We start from the raw sequence: 18,400 nt of genomic DNA, 5'->3' as shown, positions 1-18,400 counted from the left end.
ACACCGACAAATCGCGCCCGTTAGACAAAGCGAAAGCGGCTTACCACCGCTTTCGCTTTTACGCTTATTCATCCATGCGATTGCCATCGAAGGGGTCTTTGCTGGAGCCTAGATAAGATGTTTTAGACCCATCTGTCGGGGAGGTCTTTCGACTCGGCGCGTACTTGCGTTTTGCCCAGAGGTAGCCGATGACCATGCCGCTGATGAAGTAGGCGGTGATGGCGAGGTAAAAGAACTCCGCCGATGTTAGTTCAACATTCAACGATTCAAAGCGGATTTTGTCCTCCAGCGGTTCCGTAAAGGCAGAGCGGAGGGCTAGAAAGATCTCTGTCAACCGATCCATGAGGACTCACCTCGCTCCGGAGCGATTCCTCCTACCTATTATCTTTTATTATAAGGCAGTCGCTCGGAACTTGGTAGATAATTCTTTCACAAATATCACAGGCTCGTGATCACTGGCCGAAGGCCCATGCGACAAGAAAGCCAAGGACGGCGCCGACCAGCACCTCTGGCGGCGAATGGCCAAGTCGCTCTTTCAAGGGGACCTCTTCGCCACGCCGGATCCGCAAAAAGACGAGGATCCAGTTGAGCGTTCTCGCGTGCTCGCCGGCGGAGCGGCGGATGCCCATGGCATCGAAGATCACGACGGCGCCGATGGCGGCGGTGGCGGCGAAGAGATCCGATTCGATCCCTTGCCGCAAGGCCACGCTGGTGAAGAGGGAGACGACGAGGGCTGTATGGGAACTGGGCATGCCGCCTGGTTCGAAAAAGCGGGACGGGAGGAAATGGCGGTGCTGGAGGGACTCGCGCACGAATTTGATGGCCTGGGCCAGGAGTACAGCGAAGAGCGTAGAGTAGATGAGCGGTGTTGACATGGCTATCCCCCGTCTAAGCGTGGTGTGTGTGGGCGCTTTACTGGGGCAACCGCGCCTCCAGGGCCGATTTTTCCTTTTCAAAGCCGGGTTTGCCGAGCAGGGCGAACATGTTGCGTTTGTAGGACTCGACGCCCGGCTGGTCAAAGGGGTTGACGCCGAGCAGGTAGCCACTGACGCCGCAGGCTTTTTCAAAGAAGTAGAAGAGTTGTCCCAGGTGGTAAGCGTTCTGTTCCGGGACGGAGATGATCATGTTGGGGACCTGGCCGTCCACATGGGCGAGCAGGGTGCCGGCGAAGGCCTTCTGGTTGACGAAATCGACCGTCTTGCCGGCAAGGAAGTTGAGGCCGTCGCTGTCGTCAGCCGCCAGGGGGATCGCTAGTTCCCGCCTCGGTTTGTCGAAGCGGACGACTGTCTCCATTAGCATGCGCAGGCCCTCTTGAATGTATTGCCCCATCGAATGCAGGTCCGTGGAAAAGAGGACCGATGCCGGGAAGATGCCCTTGCCTTCCTTGCCCTCGCTCTCGCCGTAGAGCTGTTTCCACCACTCGGCCAGGTGCTGGAGCGACGGCTCATAGGCGACGAAGAGTTCCACCTGTTTTCCTTGCCGGTAGAGGAGGTTGCGGGCGGCGGCGTAGCGGTAGCAGGCGTTGGCTGCCAGGGAGGGGTGGGCGTACTCGGCCATGGCGTCGCGGGCACCCGACATCAAAGCGTTGATGTCGACACCGGCGGCGGCGATGGGCAGCAGGCCCACAGCGGTGAGGACAGAGAAGCGTCCCCCCACATCGTCGGGAACGACGAAGGTCTCATAGCCCTGTTCATCGGCAAGGCGCTTGAGAGCGCCTTTGGCTCGGTCGGTGGTGGCGAAGATGCGCCGGCGAACTTCGTCGGGACTGTACTTATTCTCCATCCACTGGCGGACCAGGCGAAAGGCGATGGCCGGCTCGGTCGTTGTGCCCGACTTGGAGATGACGTTGACGGAGACATCTTTGCCTTCCAGCATGTCGAAGAGGTCGCTCAGGTAGGCGGAGCTGATGTTGTGACCAGCGAAGAGGATGGCGCAGCCGGGTCGTCGGGAACGGGGAAGCTGGTTGTGGAAGCTGTGGCTGAGCATGTCGATGGCTGCCCGGGCGCCCAGGTAGGAACCGCCGATGCCGATGACGAGCAGCACATCGGAGGTGGTGCGGATGCGCTCGGCGGCGGCGACGATGCGGTTAAACTCGGTCCGGTCGTAAGTCTCGGGCAGTTGCAGCCAGCCGGCGAATTCGCTGCCGGCGCCGGTCCTGTTATGCAGTAGGTCATGGGCCTGGCGGATCGGACCCTCCAGGGCGCCGATGGCCGATTCCACGGTGGAGTAGGCGAGGTCCAGTCGGAGAGAAGACAAGGAAAAACCCCCTTCGTTTGGTGGATGATAGAAGTATTTACCATGTTCGTGAACACGATGTTGAGATCCTTCTCACATTTGCTTTTTTAACGAGACAATAATTTGCAAAAGACACAATTATTTTATACGACGAAGTATGACAAAATACGACAAATCACCCTTGTGTTCAAGATGCACAATTGTTATCCTCAATGCAACAAGTTTTTGCATTGAGGATGAGCGTATGAATGGATACGAATTGGTAGCGTTGGTTGTCGCTTGCGTTTTTCTGGCGCTTTTTTGTTATATCGCCTGGTTATTGGATAAGAGATAGGTATGACGATAAGTTGTACTTCTGTTGGCTTGTGCTATCATAAGCATGAGGTGAATGCTACTTGCACATCGCTTTGCAGGAAAAGCTGAAGAGCCTGCCCGAGAAGCCCGGCGTCTACTTGTATAAGGACGAGGCCGGCCAGGTGATCTATGTGGGCAAGGCGATCAACCTGAAAAACCGGGTGCGCTCCTACTTCCAGTCGTCCCGCAACCTGTCGGCGAAGACTCAGGCGCTGGTGGCCCGCATCCGCGACCTGGAGACGATCGTCACCGATTCGGAGTTGGAAGCGCTGATCCTGGAGTGCAACCTGATCAAGGAACATAAACCGCGCTACAACATTATGCTGCGCGATGACAAAACCTACCCTTATCTGAAGGTGACCTTGCAGGAGACTTACCCCCGGCTCCTGATCACGCGGCGTCTCGAGAAGGACGGCGCCAAGTACTTCGGCCCCTACACCTCGGCAGGGGCCGTCCGGGAGACGGTGGAACTGCTGCGCACCCTTTTTCCCTTGCGGACCTGTTCGCGCCGCGAACTGGACCGGCGCCAGCGGCCGTGCCTCAACCACCACATCGGCCGCTGCCTGGCCCCTTGCGCCGGGCGCGTTCCAAGGCAGCAGTACATGGCTCATATCGGCAGCATCGTCGCTTTTCTCGAAGGGAAGGAGGACGAACTGCGCAACCGCCTCCAGGCGGAGATGGAGGAAGCCGCCGAGAACCTCGAGTTCGAGCGGGCGGCGACGCTCCGCAACCGCATCCGGGCGTTAGAGCAGGTGATGGAGAAGCAGAAGGTCGTCTCCACTGATCTGGCCGATCAGGATGTGATCGCCATGGCCCGCGGCTTCAACCAGGTCTGTGTCCAGATCTTCTTCATCCGCGGCGGCAAACTGCTCGGCCGGGAACACTACATCCTCGAAGGCACCGACGAGATGGACCGCTCCGAGGTGATCACCGCCTTCGTCAAACAGTACTACAGCCGCAGCGATTTCGTGCCTCGGGAGATCCTGCTCCAGGAACCGATCGAATCGGCCGAGGAGGAGGAACTGGTCACCCGCTTTTTGCGGGAAAAACGGCAGGGCCGCGTGGAGATCCGCGTACCCAAGCGCGGCGACAAGCTGAAACTGGTCGAGATGGTCGCCAAAAACGCCCTGCTCACCTTGGAGCAACTGCAAAATGAGCAGCAACGAAAGAAGTCGATGACCGAAGAGGCTGTCCTCGACCTGCAGCGTTACCTCGGACTCGATGAGCCGCCCTGGCGGATCGAGTGCTTCGATATCTCCAACACGATGGGGAAGGAATCGGTGGCCTCCATGGTCGTCTTTGAGGGCGGCGCGCCGAAAAAGAGCGATTACCGGCGCTTCCGCATCAAGACGGTGGAAGGGCCCAATGATGTTGCCTCCATGGCTGAGGTGCTCACGCGGCGCTTCAACCGGGCTCGCGAGGAGGCCCAGGAGGTGGACGCCGGTCATCTCGACCCGATGAGCGCCAAGTTTGCCACCCTGCCTGACTTGGTCATCGTCGACGGCGGCAAGGGGCAGCTCAGTTCGGCCCGGGAGGCCATGGCCGACACCGGTTATGACTATATCGCCACCTACGGCCTGGCCAAGGAAAATGAGTGGCTCTTCCATGAAAACAACCCTGATCCGATCATCCTCCCGAGGGGAGCGCGATCGCTCTACCTGATCCAGCGCATCCGCGACGAGGCGCACCGCTTCGCCATTACCTACCACCGGCAACTCCGCGCCCAGGCGCAGACAGCCTCCGCCCTGGACGGCATCGCCGGGATCGGTCCGAAACGCCGGACGGCGCTCCTGCGGCACTTCGGCTCGGTGAAGGCGATCGCTGCCGCTACGGTGGCCCAACTGGCCGCTGTGGAGGGGATGACGGAGGAACTGGCCGAACGGGTGCTGTCAGCGCTGAAGCGGCAAACGGGAACCGGGCAAGCCGGGAATGTCGAAGGAAATGTCGGATCATAGCGCCGGTATCACAGCCGGCGCTCTAGTCGAGTATGGAGGTAAACGATGAATTCCCTGATCTTGCGGTGGCTCTTAAATACACTGGCCTTGGCCCTGGCGGCGCTGTTCATCCCGGGGATCAAGATCGCCGGGATCGTCCCCGCTTTGTTTGCCGCGTTGCTTCTCGGGGTTGTCAACGCCGTCATCCGTCCGGTCATCTTTGTGCTGACCCTGCCGATCAGCCTGCTCACGCTGGGGCTCTTCACGTTGGTCATCAACGGGCTCATGCTCTGGATGGTTAGCGGGCTTGTCCGAGGCTTCGAGGTGTCCGGTTTTGGCGCCGCCTTTTTCGGCGCGTTGCTCCTTTCCCTGTTCAGCACCCTCCTGAGCTGGTTTATCCGGGAAGAAGGCTGATTTGCTAGACACATGATTGCTGGAAAACGGGGTTATCCTTGCGGGAGACGCCCGTTTTCTTTTTCTCCCGGCCGAACCGATTCATGGGATTGGGAAGGATATTACTGGAATCAGGTCGAAGATAACAGACAAGGAGTGTGATCCCATGGGAAGGCCCCAATGGTTCACATCTGCCATCATCTATCAGATCTACCCGAGGGTCTATGGGATGACGGACCGGCGATTCGGCACGCTGCGTGACATTCAACGGGACTTGCCGCGGATCAAATCACTCGGCGTCAACACCTTGTACCTGCTGCCCATTCACCCGATCACGCAAAAATACCGCAAAGGACTTTCGGGATCTCCCTATGCGATCCGCGATTACCTGGCTGTCGCGCCGGAACTGGCGGAATGGGAAGGAAATGGCTGTGATGGGAGCAGGGATGGATCAATGGGAGCAGCCTCCGACCGGAGCGAAGCTGCTTTGGCAGAAGCCGCTCAGCAACAATTCCGGGAACTGGTGGGGGAAGCCCATGCCAACGGCTTGCGGGTGCTTCTCGATTTCGTGGGCAACCACTGCGCCCCTGACAATGTCCTTCTCGATCCCGGCAACCCGTCGAAAAAGGGCGGCTATCATCCCGAGTGGTTTTTGTGGGATGACGGTTCGCGCCCCATTGCGCCGTCAAAGGACTGGTGGGATACGGCCGATCTGAACTACGGGATCCCTGTCGAGGGAAAACCGAACGCCCACCGGCTCGTCTATGACAATGACGAGAACCGCCGGGCCATGTGGGAGTTCATGGCCGGCGTCCTGGAGCACTGGGTCCGCGAGTTCGACATCGACGGCTACCGCTGCGATTTTGCCCACTGGGTGCCTCTCGATTTCTGGCGCGAGGCGATCCCGCGCGTCAAAGCGATAAAGGCGGACACGGTCTTTATCGCTGAGGCCTATGAACGAATGGCTGAGCTGTTGGCCGCCGGATTCGACGGCATCTATGCCTTCGAACTCTACAATCAGTTGAAAAGCTTGCATGAAGATGTTCGGCACAACGACCCTTATTATGAGGTGCAATATATTCGCAACAAGATCGAGTGGGAGAACAGTCGTTACCTGCCGGGACACCGGATGGTGCGCTACACGGAAAACCATGACGAGCCGCGCACCGTCGTCACCTATGGCGGGATCGAGCGTTCCAAACCGCCTGTGCTCCTGGCCCTGACCCTGCCGGGCGTGCCCATGCTCTACGCCGGGCAGGAGAACGGCGCTCACATCCGGCCGCCCCTCTTTGAAGGCAACTTTGAAGCGACCTTTTCGCCTATTGATTTTTCGGCCAAGGCGCCCCTCGAGTCCTGGTACCGCCATGTCTTGGCCATCTGTAGCGCTAAACGCTTCCTTCATGGCGATGCGATCCGCTTCCTCTCCGTCAGCAGTCGGAAGGTGACGGCCTTCCTCAGGCGGGAGGGGGAGGCGATGGCCATCGTGATCATCAACTTTAACGCCGAGCCGCCGGGGGAATGGGTGGAATGGGAATTGCCGCCGGAGGTCTTGCAGGCTTGCGCCGCTAGCGGCGGCGAACTGGTCGACCTCCTTGAGGGGGGGCCGCCGATCCCGATAGAACCCTATCCGGCGAAAGACCGGAAGCGGGCGCTCTTTTTGCGCCCCTTGCAATCGTCGATCTTGGAAGTGAGGGAAGAAAGGTGAGCAAGCTTTTTCCCCGACGTTCCAGCGGGGTGCTCCTGCACCCGACGTCGTTGCCCGGCCGCCACGGCTTGGGCACACTCGGCCTGGAGGCGCGTCGCTTCGTCGATTTCCTGGAGGCATCAGGCCAGTCGCTCTGGCAGGTGTTGCCGCTGGGACCGACCGGTTTCGGCCATTCCCCCTATTCCGCCCTTTCCGCCTTCGCCGGCAATCCCCTCCTGATCAGCCCGGAGTTGCTCTTTGAAGAAGGGCTGCTTGAAAAGGACGACCTTCCGCCGGAACCGCCGTCATCGCCGCAGAAAGCTGATTTTGAACGGGCCGAAGGGGAGAGCGAGCAGTTCCTGCGCAAGGCCTATGAACGATTTCTCCGGCTTGCCTACGACCAATCGGAGTTTCGCCAGTTCTGCCAAGATCAGGGGGAGTGGCTCGAAGAGTACGCCTGCTACCGGGCGCTGAAGCGGTATTTCGGCGAACGGTCCTGGCTCGACTGGCCATTCGAATACGCCCGCCCCGAGGCCCAGGCGCTCGCCCTCTTCGACCGAGAGCAGGCGAAGGAGATCGATTTTCACCGCTTTGTCCAGTACCTCTTCTTCCGGCAGTGGCGCCAGATCCGCCAGTACGCCAACAGCAGGGGCATCCGCATCATCGGCGATCTGCCCATCTATGTGGCCATGGACAGCGCCGACACGTGGGGGCAGCGGGACATCTTCGAACTCGATGAGCGTTCCCATCCCCGGGAAGTGGGCGGTGTTCCGCCCGATTACTTCAATGAGAATGGCCAACTCTGGGGCAATCCCGTCTACGACTGGGAGCGGTGCGAACAGACAGGCTACGCCTGGTGGATCCGTCGCCTCCGCCACGCCTTCAGCCTCGTCGATATTGTGCGCATCGATCATTTCCGCGGTTTTGAGGCTTATTACGCCATCCCTTACGGGGAAGAGACGGCAAAAAATGGGCGCTGGCGCAAAGGGCCGGGCGCCAACCTCTTCACGGCCATGGAAGCGGCTCTCGGCGACCTCCCCATCATCGTCGAGGACCTGGGCCTGATCACCCCCGAGGTGGTCGAACTGCGGGAGCAGTTCGGTTTTCCAGGGATCAAGCTGTTGCAGTTCGCCTTTGATTCGGGCGATGAAAATGGGAACGCCTTCATTCCCTTTCGCTACCGTCAGAACTGTGTCGTTTTTACGGGCACCCATGACAATGACACGACCTTGGGCTGGTTTCAATCGGCCTCGCCGGAGGATCGGAAAAAGGCGTTGGAGTACATGAACGCCGACGGCAACGACATTGTCTGGGACTTTATCCGCCTTGGCCTGGCCTCGGTGGCGGACGCTTTCATCGTCCCCATGCAGGACGTGCTGGGACTTGGGACGGAGCACCGGATGAATTATCCCGGCAGCCTGGAAGGCAACTGGCTCTGGCGCTTCCAGTGGGATCAACTGCCGGAATCGACCGTCTCCAAACTGGCCTATTTGACGAAACTGTATGGGAGATGAACAGAAGGAGCACCCACCGGCCGCCTTTTTGCTCAAAAGAGCGGTGAACCGTGCACGATAACATATGATACAATAGCCTGTAGCAATCAAAATCCACAGCGCCAGATCCGCGCGAAATGTAGGGGGTCGCCATGGAGAAGGGATTCGAAAAGCCCGCCATTCAGATGGTCATCATCACCGGTCTCTCCGGCGCCGGCAAGTCACAGGCCATCCGCGCCCTGGAGGATCTTGGCTTTTTTTGCGTAGACAACCTGCCTCCCAACCTGTTGCCCAAGTTCGGCGAACTGATTGTTCACTCGAAGGGCAGGATCAACAAAATCGCCCTGGTCATCGACATCCGGGGCGGCGAGTTTTTCGATTCCTTGAGCGATGGCCTGCACCAACTCGGCGCCCAGGGGATCCGGTGCGAGATCCTCTTTCTCGAAGCTTCTGATGAGACGCTCATCCGGCGTTACAAGGAATCACGGCGCCGTCATCCCCTCTCTGGTGACGCCCGCATCTTCGACAGCATCAAGCTGGAGCGGCAGATGTTGGCCGACCTGCGGGGACGGGCCGACAAGGTGATCGACACGTCCGACCTCTCGGCCCAGCAGTTGAAAAATCAGGTCTTCGAACTCTTCGGCAAGGATGCCCGCCATTCGCAGTTGCGGATCACCATCGTCTCCTTCGGATACAAGTACGGCACGCCCCGTGATGCCGATCTGCTGATGGATGTGCGCTTTTTGCCGAATCCTTTCTATGAGCCGACGCTACGCAACCTGACCGGCAACGATGAACCGGTTCAGGAGTACGTGCTTTCGTCGCCGACAACCAAGGTCTTTATGCGCAAGTACTATTCGCTGCTGCGCTTTCTGCTGCCTCATTACACCAAGGAGGGCAAAAGCCACCTGGTCGTCGGTATCGGGTGCACCGGCGGAAAACACCGCTCGGTCACCCTGGCCAACCGTCTGGCGGCGGCGCTGGTCGATGAGAACTACGCCATCACCGTCAAACACAGGGATATCGACAAAGACCGAGGAGGCGGCGAGAGCACGTGAAATGGCTCATGTGGTTCTACCCCGGTTTAAAAGTGAAACGCTGGATGGCGCTCTCCTTTCTCGGGCTGATCTTGACGGGGACGAGCATCTCGCTGTTTTTTGACGGTGAATTTTTCGGATACCTGGAAAACAGCCTGCGCCAGTTGTCTCGCGCCTATGATCACGGGGCGATGGCCAGCCTGGGGGCCTTGATTTTCGTGATCGGGCTTTTCCTGCACATCTACGGCTTTATGGCCATGGTCCGCTCCATCTTCGAGGTGCTGGCGCCGGAGATGGACGCCCGGCTGGTGGAGGTGCTTTACCGTCGGCGCTCTTTAGAGCGGGGGCCGAAGATCGTCGTCATCGGCGGCGGGACAGGGCTCTCGGTGTTGTTGCGCGGCTTGAAAGAGTACACATCGAACCTGACGGCCATTGTCACCGTTTCCGACGACGGCGGCAGTTCGGGACGGTTGCGCGATGAACTGGGTATGGTCGCTCCCGGCGACATCCGCAACTGCCTCGTCGCCCTGGCCGATACGGAATCCGATATGGACCGCGTGCTCAACTACCGCTTCGCCCAGGGGGACGGGTTGACCGGACACAACCTGGGCAACCTGTTACTCGCTGGAGCGGCCCAGACGGCTGGCGGCTTTGAGAAGGCCGTTGATCTGATGAGCCGCATCCTGGCTATCCGCGGCCGGGTCTTGCCGTCGACGCTGCACAACGTCACCCTTTGTGCCGAAAGGCTTGACGGCGCCCACCTGCGGGGGGAAACGGCCATTACGGCTGATGGACAGGGGATTCGCCGCGTTTACCTGGATCCTCTCGATTGTGAACCGCTGCCGCAGACACTGCAGGCGATCGATGAGGCTGACGTGATCATCCTCGGCCCGGGCAGCCTTTTTACCAGTGTAATTCCCAACCTGCTTGTGGATGGCATTGTCCAGGCGTTGCGCAAGACAGGGGCCCCGAAGATCTATGTATGCAATGTGATGACCCAGCCGGGGGAGACAGACGGCTACACCGCCTCCCGTCATGTGGCGGCCATCCATCGCCATTGTGGCGGAAAACTGGTCGATGCCATCATCGTCAACACCGAGCCGATTCCGAAGGCACTCGTTCGCAAGTACGAAGAAAAAGGCCAAAAGCCCGTCATCATTGACAGCAAGTATCTGGAAAAGCAGGGCTGCAAGGTCATTCGCGCCCGTCTCATCAATAAGGAGAACTTTGTCCGCCATGACCCGACACGGCTGGCTCTGGCGATCATGAACGTGGTGTTCCGAGAGAAGGAACGGCAGAGCCGGGTGGGGATTGTGGATCGCTTACTTTACCGACGCAAGCTGGCCCGGTCGCCCTTGCATCAGTCGTGGCAAAACCGTGTGGAAGGCTAGCGCAGGAGTGGAAGCAACATGTCTTTTTCCGTAGAAACGAAGGAAGAACTGGCCCGGATCCAACCACGCCGCCACTGCTGCCAACTGGCGGAACTGGCGGCGCTTTTTCGTATGGACGGCTCTTTGCAGATCAGCGGCGAACAGGGCGTTTCCCTGACGGTCTCCACCGAGAGCGCCAGCTCGGCTCGCAAGATCTTCCGCCTGATCAAAGCGGTCTTTGGTTTGCAGACGCAGATCCTTGTCCGCCGGAAGCGGCGGCTGAAAAAGAGCAATGTCTATGTCATCTCCCTGCCGGCCCGCATCGGCGGCAGGGATGTCCTTCAGGAACTGGGCATCACCGACAGTCAGGGCGGTTTTTCCTTTGAACCCCCATCGGAACTGCTCAAACGGCAGTGTTGCCGGCGCGCCTACCTGCGCGGGGCCTTCCTCGGCGGCGGTTCTGTCAACAGCCCCGAGGGGACCTACCACCTGGAGATCATCACCAATGACGAGACCCATGCCCGGATCCTCTCGGATTTGTTACACCGGTTCGGCCTAACGGCCAAGGTGAGCCAGCGCAAAGGATGGTTCATCGTCTATCTGAAGGAAAGCGAACAGATCGTAGAGATGCTGAGCATCATCGGCGCCCACTCGGCGCTGCTCAACTTCGAAAACGTGCGCATCGTCAAAGGGATGCGCAACCAGGTCAACCGACTTGTCAACTGTGAAACAGCCAACCTGAACAAGACCGTCGACGCCGCGCTGCGGCAGACGGAGATGATCCAGTTTGTGCGAAACCGCGTCGGACTGGACAACTTGCCGACCCAACTGCGGGAGATCGCCGAACTGCGCCTGCAGTACCCAGACGCCAGCTTGAAGGAACTGGGCCAGATGCTCAACCCGCCCGTGGGCAAATCAGGCGTTAACCACCGCCTGCGCAGGCTGGAGAGCCTGGCCGAGGAGTTTTCCCGGCAAGGCGGCGTGATGACGGAGGATTGAGCGTATGGCCCGTCGCACTGTCGCCTATCCTGTGCAAGGAAAGAACTCCCTCCGCCATGTCTACGGTCATATCCCCTTCTGGCGGGTCTTTCGCAATGTGTTGATCATCCTGCTGGCCCGCTATGTCCCTTTTTTGGAGTGGAAGAACCGTCTCTACCGCCTGCTGGGCATGCGCGTGGGCAAGGACGCCTCGGTGGCTTTCATGGTGATGATGGATATCCTCCACCCTGAGTTGATCACCATCGGCAACGACTGTGTGATCGGCTATAACACGACCATTCTGGCCCATGAGTACCTGCTGCGGGAGTACCGCCTGGGCGAGGTGCGCATCGGCGACGGGGTGGTCATCGGCGCCAACAGCACCATCCTCCCGGGCGTGTCCATCGGCGACTACGCCATCGTGGCCGCTGGCGCCGTCGTGACGTCCGACGTGCCGCCCAACACCTTTGTGGCCGGCGTTCCCGCCCGGGTGATCCGCCAGCCTGCCTACCCGACCGTCCCGGAGTGAGGGCAAGGCAACAGGCACAGACAGCACTAGGGGGTGATGGCCGATGCAAGTTGGATTGGGACAACAGATCGAACAGTCGCAAAAGTTAGTCATGACGCCTGAACTGCGCCAAGCGATCGCCATCCTGCAGATGAACACCCTGGAATTATCCCTCTTTATAGAAAGGGAACTGGTTCAAAACCCCTTGCTGGAGTCCCTCGATCCCCCCCCAGAGCGGGAGACGACCGAGCGGAGGGAGCCTCCCTTCGTGCGGGAGACACAAGTGGAAGGGCCGACCTTGCAGAAACACCTGGAATTTCAACTGGGTCTGGCCTTGTCCGACGGCTTGCGCCGTTGCGTCGGCCAGTACATCATCGGCAATATCGACGACAAGGGCTACCTGCGCATCGACCCCGCTGAGATTGCGGCTGCGACAGGCGTCGGCGAGGAGATCATCGGCGAGGTGTTGGCGACGATTCAGTCTTTCGACCCGCCGGGGGTGGGCGCCCGCGATCTGGCGGAATGTTTGCGCATCCAGCTTTGCCAGCAGGGGAAGTTGACGCCCCAACTGGAGCGGATCTTGGAGGACCACTTGCCGGATGTGGCCGTCGGCCGACTTCACCGCATCGCCCAGCGGTTGAAGGTGACCGTCGGCGAGGTCCAGGCCATGGTTGACCGGATCAAAGAGCTAGATCCCAAACCCGGCATTACCTTTGGCGGGGAAGGGGACAACCGACCGATTCTGCCCGACCTGTTCATCGAACAGGTCGACGGAGAGTATCTGGTCCTTGTCAATGACGGCCTCCTCCCCCGGCTGACCGTCAACCGGACCTACCGCCACATCCTCAACGAGGAAGGCGCATCGGGGGAGGCAAAAGTGTATGTGGAAGAGCGGCTGCATTCCGCCCTTTCGCTGATCCGCGCCATCGAACAGCGCCGGTTGACCTTACATAAGGTCGTCAGCGCCGTCGTCGAGCTGCAGCGCCCCTTTTTGGAACAGGGACTCGCGGGCTTAAAACCGATGACCTTACGCGATGTGGCCCAGAAGACAGGCGTCCACGAGTCGACGGTGAGCCGCTCTGTGGCGGGAAAATACGCCCAGACGCCGAGGGGCATCTTTGAACTGAAGTTTTTCTTCGGCAGCGGTGTTCGCACCACCACCGGCGAGGAGAAAGCGACGGCCGGCGCGATCAAGCCCCTGATCCGGCAATTGGTCGATGGGGAGGATAAATACCATCCCCTGAGTGACCAGCAGATCGCCGAGGCACTACACGAACAGGGCATTCCCTTATCGCGGCGGACGGTCGCCAAATACCGGGATGAGTTAGGCATCCCGTCGACGGCGCAGCGCAGGCGGTATCGGTAAAAGGGGGCCTTGACAAAGGGTGCGGAAAAAGGGCATTACACGAAGGTTAAAGTTGACAGTTGTCGGATTGTGCTGGAAGGAATTAAGTAGCGAATGTGGAATAGACTAAAACGGTAGTACAACCTGAGAACTTTGGTTTGGAATAAGGAGGATTTATTGAATGGCAGTCCGTATCGGCATCAACGGCTTTGGTCGCATCGGCCGGCTAGCGGCGCGCGTGGCCATCGCCAACCCGGAAGTGGAGATTGTCGCCATCAATGACTTGACGGATGCGAAGACAAACGCCCACCTCTTTAAGTATGATTCCGTTCACGGCACCTTCCAGGGACAGGTCGCAGTGGGCAGTGACAGCATAGAGATCGACGGAAAAGCGATCAAGGTCTTTGCGCAAAAGGATCCGGCTCTTATTCCCTGGGGGGACGCGGGCGTCGATATCGTCATTGAATCGACGGGCTTCTTCGTCGATGGCGAAAAAGCATCGGCCCACCTGCGCGGCGGCGCGAAAAAGGTGATTATCTCCGCTCCCGCCAAGAACGAAGACGTCACCGTCGTCATGGGCGTCAACGAGGACACCTATGATCCGGCAGCTCACCGGATCATCTCCAACGCCTCCTGCACGACCAACTGTCTGGCGCCGGTAGCCAAGGTGCTCAACGACCAGTTTGGCATCGTCAAGGGCTTGATGACGACCGTCCATGCCTATACGAACGACCAGAAGATCCTCGACCAGACCCACAAAGACCTGCGCCGCGCCCGTGCCGCCGCCATGTCCATTGTGCCCACATCGACCGGCGCCGCCAAGGCGATCGGCAAGGTGATCCCTGAACTGGCGGGCAAACTGAACGGTTTCGCCATGCGCGTGCCGACGCCGAACGTCTCTGTCGTCGACTTGGTTGTCGACGTGCGGAAAAAAACGACGGCGGAAGAGGTCAACGCCGCCTTGATGACGGCTTCCGAAGGGGCGATGAAGGGCTTCCTGGGCTTCTCTGAGCTGCCCCTCGTCTCCCGTGATTTCAACGGCACCACCTTTTCCTCCATCGTTGACGCCTTGTCCACGATGGTCATCGACGGCGACATGGTCAAGATCGTCGCCTGGTATGACAATGAGTACGGCTACTCCTGCCGCCTGATCGACCTGGCTGCTTACGTGGCCGGCAAAGGGCTCTAATCGCTTCGAAGCGGCCACGATTCCGCCTAGCGATAGGCGGTTTTCTACGGGCAAAGAACGCGATGAGCGCTCCTCTGGCGCCGCTCATATAGAGAAGCACCGCAAATCGATCGAACCGGCGGGGTTCTGCCCCCGCCGGGAAATTGACGTTGGAGGTTTGGGCGTTGAATAAACAGACTGTGCGCGATATCGATGTGCGGGGAAAAGGCGTCCTCGTGCGCGTCGATTTCAATGTTCCCGTCGACGAGGCCGGTGTGATCACCGATGACACCCGCATCCGAGCCGCCCTTCCGACCATTCAATATCTGATTCAAGAAGGGGCCAAGGTGATCTTGGCCTCCCATTTTGGCCGTCCCAAGGGGAATGTCAACGACAAGTACCGCCTGACAGCCGTCGGGGATCGGTTGGCGGGACTGCTCGGACGTCCCGTGAAGAAACTCGATGACTGCATCGGCGCCGAGACGGAGGCTGCCGTCCGGGCGATGCAGGCCGGCGACGTGGTCTTGCTGGAGAATGTCCGCTTCTACCCGGAAGAGGAGAAGAACGACTCTGAGTTCGCCCGCAAGCTGGCCGCGCTGGCGGATGTCTATGTGAATGACGCCTTCGGCACGGCCCACCGCGCCCACGCCTCTACGGCCGGCGTCGCCGCCTTCCTGCCTGCCGTCGCTGGCTTCCTGATGGACAAGGAGATCTCCATCATGGGCAAAGCTCTGGCAGCGCCGGAGCGCCCTTTTGTGGCCGTCATGGGCGGCGCCAAGGTAGCGGACAAGATCGCTGTCATCGACAACCTTCTCGCCAAGGTGGACACACTGATCATCGGCGGCGGGATGGCCAACACCTTCTTCTACGCCCTCGGTCGGGAAGTGGGCAAATCGCTCTGTGAAAAAGACAAGGCCGACACAGCCCGGGAGTTGTTGGACAAGGCGAAGGCCTCCGGCGTTCGTTTCCTGCTGCCCGTCGATGTGGTCGTCGCCGAGACGCTCGCTGCCGGCGTACCCACGGCCGTCGTCTCTGTCGACGCCATTCCGGCTGACAAGGCGGCCCTCGACATCGGCCCTGAGAGCATCGCCCTCTTCGAACAAGCCCTGGCGGAAGCCCGGACGGTCGTCTGGAACGGACCCATGGGCGCCTTTGAGACAGAGCCTTTTGACCGGGGCACCCTGGGTGTAGCCAAGGCGATGGCCAAGGTACAGGGCGTGTCGATCATCGGTGGCGGCGATTCGGTGGCTGCCGTGGAAAAAGCCGGTTTGGCCGATCAGATGACCCATGTGTCCACGGGGGGCGGCGCATCGCTCGAGTTCCTCGAAGGGCGCGAACTTCCCGGCGTGGCGGCACTGGCCGACAAAGCCTGAAAGTATGTCGACGGGTTTTCTAGGGGTAAAGGGAAGATAGAATCCAGATGAGGGTGTGAACGTATGCGGACACCTGTATTGGCAGGGAACTGGAAGATGTACCTGACACCGGCCGAGGGCCGGCAGATGATCGAGGCGCTGCGTCCCCTGGTCGAAGGAGTCGTGGACAGGGAGATCGTCCTCTGCCCGCCCTTCACCGCCCTGGCGGCGGCGGCGGAGGCCGCTGAAGGATCAAATATTTTCACCGGCGGCCAGAACATGCACCCGGCGCGGGAAGGGGCCTTCACCGGTGAAATCGCGCCACCCATGTTGAAAGCCCTGGGTTGCCGCTATGTCATCATCGGCCACTCCGAACGGCGCCAATACTTCGGAGAGACGGACGCCACGGTGGCGGAAAAAGTCCGAGCCGCTCTGGCGGAGGGCCTTACCCCCATTGTCTGTGTCGGCGAGACGCTGGAACAGCGGGAAAAGGGCGTCACTAATCCTGTCGTGGAGATCCAGGTCCGCCAGAGTCTGGATGGGCTGTCACCGGAGGAACTGGCGGGCGTCATCATCGCTTACGAGCCGATCTGGGCCATCGGGACGGGGCGCACCGCTTCGCCGGATGATGCCCAGCAGGTCTGTGCGTTTATCCGTTCTGTCATGACCGGGCTGGCTGGTGAGGAGGCGCAAAAAACGCGCATCCTCTACGGCGGCAGCGTCAAACCGGACAACATCAAGGAACTGATGAACCAGCCCGATATCGACGGCGCCCTCGTCGGCGGCGCTAGCCTCAAAGCGGAATCTTTTGCCCGCATCGTACGCTTTGAGGAACAGTAAGCAAACAGCAGGATAGGGCAAGCAAGTAACGGCAATGTTTCAACGGACAACGCAAGGAAGTGACAACGCTTGTTATCATCGACGCAACAGATGCCGGTCATGCTTATCGTCCTTGACGGTTGGGGCCTGCGGGAAGATGTGGAAGGAAACACGCTGAAGGTCGCTAGCCTCCCCAACTATCAGCGCCTGCTGGAGACCTACCCACATACGTCTATCCAGGCCTCTGGCGAGTATGTGGGCCTACCGAAAGGACAGATCGGCAACTCTGAAGTGGGTCATCTGAATATCGGCGCCGGTCGCGTCGTCTACCAGGAATTAACCCGCATCTCCAAGGCAGTGGAGACGGGGGAACTGGAAAAAAACCAGGCCATCGCGGCTGCCATGGACCGGGTAAAAGGAACCGATAATGCGCTCCACCTGATGGGACTGCTTTCTGACGGCGGCGTGCACAGCCATATTGACCACCTCTTTGCCCTCCTCGATATGGCCACGGCGCGCGGCGTCGAGCGGATCTTCGTTCACGCCTTTTTGGACGGCCGCGATGTGCCGCCGGCTAACGCCCAGGAGTACATCGATTCCCTGGAAAAGAAGCTGGAGCAGCTTGGCCGGGGACAATTGGCCACAGTCAGCGGTCGCTACTACGCCATGGACCGCGATCAGCGCTGGGAACGCGTTGAAAAAGCCTGGGACGCCATGGTCTACGGGCGCGGTGAAAAGGCGACGCTCGGCCTTTCCGCTGTTGAAGCCGCCTACCATGCCCGCGTCACCGATGAGTTTGTGCCGCCGACGGTGATCGTCGACGGCAAAGGCGAGCCGAAGGGAACCATCAGTGACGGCGACTCGGTGCTCTTTTTCAACTTCCGGGCCGACCGGGCACGTCAGCTGACACGGGCCTTTGTGGACGCCGACTTTTCCGGCTTTGACCGCGGACCGCTGCCGCCGCAGGTGCATTTCTGCTGCCTGACCCAGTATGACGCCACCATTGAGGCGCCAGTGGCCTTCATGCCCCAGAACTTGGAGAACACCTTCGGCGAGGTGATCGCCAAGGCCGGTTTGCGGCAATTGCGCATCGCCGAGACGGAAAAATATGCTCATGTGACGTTCTTCTTTAACGGCGGCGTGGAAGAACCGAATCGCGGCGAGGACCGCATCCTCGTACCGTCGCCGAAAGTGGCCACCTATAACCTTCAGCCGGAGATGAGCGCCGGCGAGGTGACGGAAAAGGTGCTGGCCGAGATCGCGGCCGATAAGTACGATGTCATCATCCTAAACTTCGCCAACCCCGATATGGTCGGTCACACAGGCATGCTGCCGGCAGCCATCCAGGCCGTCGAGGCTGTGGACAAGTGTCTGGGCCGTGTCGCATCGGCGGTACTGGCAAAAGGCGGCGCCTTGGTGATCACAGCGGACCACGGCAACGTAGAGATGATGATCGACCCCAATGATGGCGGCCCCCATACGGCCCATACGACCGACCTGGTGCCCGTCATCCTTGTCAGCGACCGCCATAAGGACCGCACGCTGCGCCCGGAGGGCGCCTTGGAGGACATCGCTCCGACGCTGCTGGAACTGCTTGGCCTGGAACCGCCGCCGGAGATGACGGGAAAGTCGCTGGTACAGTAGGTGTTGGGTCACCTTGGCCTGAACGCTAAGAGTTCCGCGGCTACTCGCTTGTCTGCTCCGCTCAAACCGCTCACAGGCCAATATAC

Annotated in this window: 16 protein-coding genes; 13 read left to right on the top strand and 3 right to left on the bottom strand. The window is 59.9% G+C overall.

Going from position 1 to position 18,400, the window contains the following annotated elements:
- Nucleotides 1–64 precede the first annotated feature (64 nt).
- The 3 genes from AC0CW1_RS09725 to AC0CW1_RS09715 form a co-directional block, all read right to left on the bottom strand.
- The gene (locus AC0CW1_RS09725) at nt 65–343 is read right to left on the bottom strand and encodes a hypothetical protein (RefSeq protein ID WP_488182861.1); all 279 of its coding nucleotides are present in this window, start codon (nt 341–343) and stop codon (nt 65–67) included.
- A 109-nt stretch (nt 344–452) separates the two neighbouring features.
- Nucleotides 453–875, bottom strand: a complete 423-nt coding sequence (locus AC0CW1_RS09720) for a divergent PAP2 family protein (RefSeq protein WP_488182860.1) — start codon at nt 873–875, stop codon at nt 453–455.
- 37 nt (nt 876–912) lie between these two features.
- The gene (locus AC0CW1_RS09715; protein WP_488182859.1) at nt 913–2,256 is read right to left on the bottom strand and encodes a glucose-6-phosphate isomerase; all 1,344 of its coding nucleotides are present in this window, start codon (nt 2,254–2,256) and stop codon (nt 913–915) included.
- Between the two features lie 374 nt (nt 2,257–2,630).
- On the opposite strand from AC0CW1_RS09715, the gene uvrC reads away from it, so the two are divergent.
- From uvrC to gpmI, 13 genes are all read left to right on the top strand, one after another.
- Nucleotides 2,631–4,544 carry an excinuclease ABC subunit UvrC gene (uvrC, locus tag AC0CW1_RS09710; protein WP_488182858.1) on the top strand — a complete coding sequence of 638 codons (1,914 nt, stop codon included), beginning with the start codon at nt 2,631–2,633 and terminating at the stop codon, nt 4,542–4,544.
- 45 nt (nt 4,545–4,589) lie between these two features.
- Nucleotides 4,590–4,937 carry a phage holin family protein gene (locus AC0CW1_RS09705; RefSeq protein WP_488182857.1) on the top strand — a complete coding sequence of 116 codons (348 nt, stop codon included), beginning with the start codon at nt 4,590–4,592 and terminating at the stop codon, nt 4,935–4,937.
- A gap of 145 nt (nt 4,938–5,082) precedes the next feature.
- Nucleotides 5,083–6,621: an alpha-amylase family glycosyl hydrolase gene (locus AC0CW1_RS09700; protein ID WP_488182856.1), complete on the top strand. Its 1,539-nt coding sequence runs from the start codon at nt 5,083–5,085 to the stop codon at nt 6,619–6,621.
- Nucleotides 6,618–8,114, top strand: a complete 1,497-nt coding sequence (gene malQ, locus AC0CW1_RS09695) for a 4-alpha-glucanotransferase (RefSeq protein WP_488182855.1) — start codon at nt 6,618–6,620, stop codon at nt 8,112–8,114. Before AC0CW1_RS09700 ends, malQ begins: the two co-directional genes overlap by 4 nt.
- Nucleotides 8,115–8,245: 131 nt before the next feature.
- Complete coding sequence (gene rapZ, locus AC0CW1_RS09690) at nt 8,246–9,151, top strand: RNase adapter RapZ (RefSeq protein WP_488182853.1); 906 nt, start codon at nt 8,246–8,248, stop codon at nt 9,149–9,151.
- Nucleotides 9,148–10,521, top strand: a complete 1,374-nt coding sequence (locus AC0CW1_RS09685) for a gluconeogenesis factor YvcK family protein (protein WP_488182852.1) — start codon at nt 9,148–9,150, stop codon at nt 10,519–10,521. Before rapZ ends, AC0CW1_RS09685 begins: the two co-directional genes overlap by 4 nt.
- Nucleotides 10,522–10,539: 18 nt before the next feature.
- Nucleotides 10,540–11,499, top strand: coding sequence for a DNA-binding protein WhiA (gene whiA, locus AC0CW1_RS09680; protein ID WP_488182851.1), 960 nt, complete (start codon nt 10,540–10,542; stop codon nt 11,497–11,499).
- Nucleotides 11,500–11,503: 4 nt separating this feature from the next.
- On the top strand, nt 11,504–12,007 hold the full coding sequence (locus AC0CW1_RS09675) for an acyltransferase (protein ID WP_488182850.1): 504 nt from the start codon (nt 11,504–11,506) through the stop codon (nt 12,005–12,007).
- Between the two features lie 43 nt (nt 12,008–12,050).
- Entirely contained in the window at nt 12,051–13,352 is a 1,302-nt protein-coding gene (gene rpoN, locus AC0CW1_RS09670; protein WP_488182849.1) for an RNA polymerase factor sigma-54, read from the top strand.
- A gap of 160 nt (nt 13,353–13,512) precedes the next feature.
- Complete coding sequence (gene gap, locus AC0CW1_RS09665; protein ID WP_488182848.1) at nt 13,513–14,520, top strand: type I glyceraldehyde-3-phosphate dehydrogenase; 1,008 nt, start codon at nt 13,513–13,515, stop codon at nt 14,518–14,520.
- Nucleotides 14,521–14,684: 164 nt separating this feature from the next.
- Nucleotides 14,685–15,872 carry a phosphoglycerate kinase gene (locus tag AC0CW1_RS09660; protein ID WP_488182847.1) on the top strand — a complete coding sequence of 396 codons (1,188 nt, stop codon included), beginning with the start codon at nt 14,685–14,687 and terminating at the stop codon, nt 15,870–15,872.
- 63 nt (nt 15,873–15,935) lie between these two features.
- The gene (gene tpiA, locus AC0CW1_RS09655) at nt 15,936–16,691 is read left to right on the top strand and encodes a triose-phosphate isomerase (RefSeq protein ID WP_488182846.1); all 756 of its coding nucleotides are present in this window, start codon (nt 15,936–15,938) and stop codon (nt 16,689–16,691) included.
- A gap of 90 nt (nt 16,692–16,781) precedes the next feature.
- Complete coding sequence (gene gpmI, locus AC0CW1_RS09650) at nt 16,782–18,314, top strand: 2,3-bisphosphoglycerate-independent phosphoglycerate mutase (RefSeq protein WP_488184124.1); 1,533 nt, start codon at nt 16,782–16,784, stop codon at nt 18,312–18,314.
- Nucleotides 18,315–18,400: the final 86 nt, after the last annotated feature.

This window comes from Heliomicrobium sulfidophilum, from assembly GCF_057715735.1.
Note: the sequence above shows the minus strand (reverse complement) of the source record. Positions and strands in the feature narration are given on the sequence as shown.

Excerpts from the sequence above, each read along its gene's own strand:
- gap (WP_488182848.1), top strand. The coding sequence starts at position 13,513 with ATGGCAGTCCGTATCGGCATCAACGGCTTTGGTCGCATCGGCCGGCTA.
- AC0CW1_RS09675 (WP_488182850.1), top strand. The coding sequence starts at position 11,504 with ATGGCCCGTCGCACTGTCGCCTATCCTGTGCAAGGAAAGAACTCCCTC.
- AC0CW1_RS09725 (WP_488182861.1), bottom strand. The coding sequence starts at position 343 with ATGGATCGGTTGACAGAGATCTTTCTAGCCCTCCGCTCTGCCTTTACG.
- rpoN (WP_488182849.1), top strand. The coding sequence starts at position 12,051 with ATGCAAGTTGGATTGGGACAACAGATCGAACAGTCGCAAAAGTTAGTC.
- rapZ (WP_488182853.1), top strand. The coding sequence starts at position 8,246 with ATGGAGAAGGGATTCGAAAAGCCCGCCATTCAGATGGTCATCATCACC.
- AC0CW1_RS09720 (WP_488182860.1), bottom strand. The coding sequence starts at position 875 with ATGTCAACACCGCTCATCTACTCTACGCTCTTCGCTGTACTCCTGGCC.
- AC0CW1_RS09700 (WP_488182856.1), top strand. The coding sequence starts at position 5,083 with ATGGGAAGGCCCCAATGGTTCACATCTGCCATCATCTATCAGATCTAC.
- AC0CW1_RS09705 (WP_488182857.1), top strand. The coding sequence starts at position 4,590 with ATGAATTCCCTGATCTTGCGGTGGCTCTTAAATACACTGGCCTTGGCC.
- tpiA (WP_488182846.1), top strand. The coding sequence starts at position 15,936 with ATGCGGACACCTGTATTGGCAGGGAACTGGAAGATGTACCTGACACCG.
- gpmI (WP_488184124.1), top strand. The coding sequence starts at position 16,782 with ATGCCGGTCATGCTTATCGTCCTTGACGGTTGGGGCCTGCGGGAAGAT.
- whiA (WP_488182851.1), top strand. The coding sequence starts at position 10,540 with ATGTCTTTTTCCGTAGAAACGAAGGAAGAACTGGCCCGGATCCAACCA.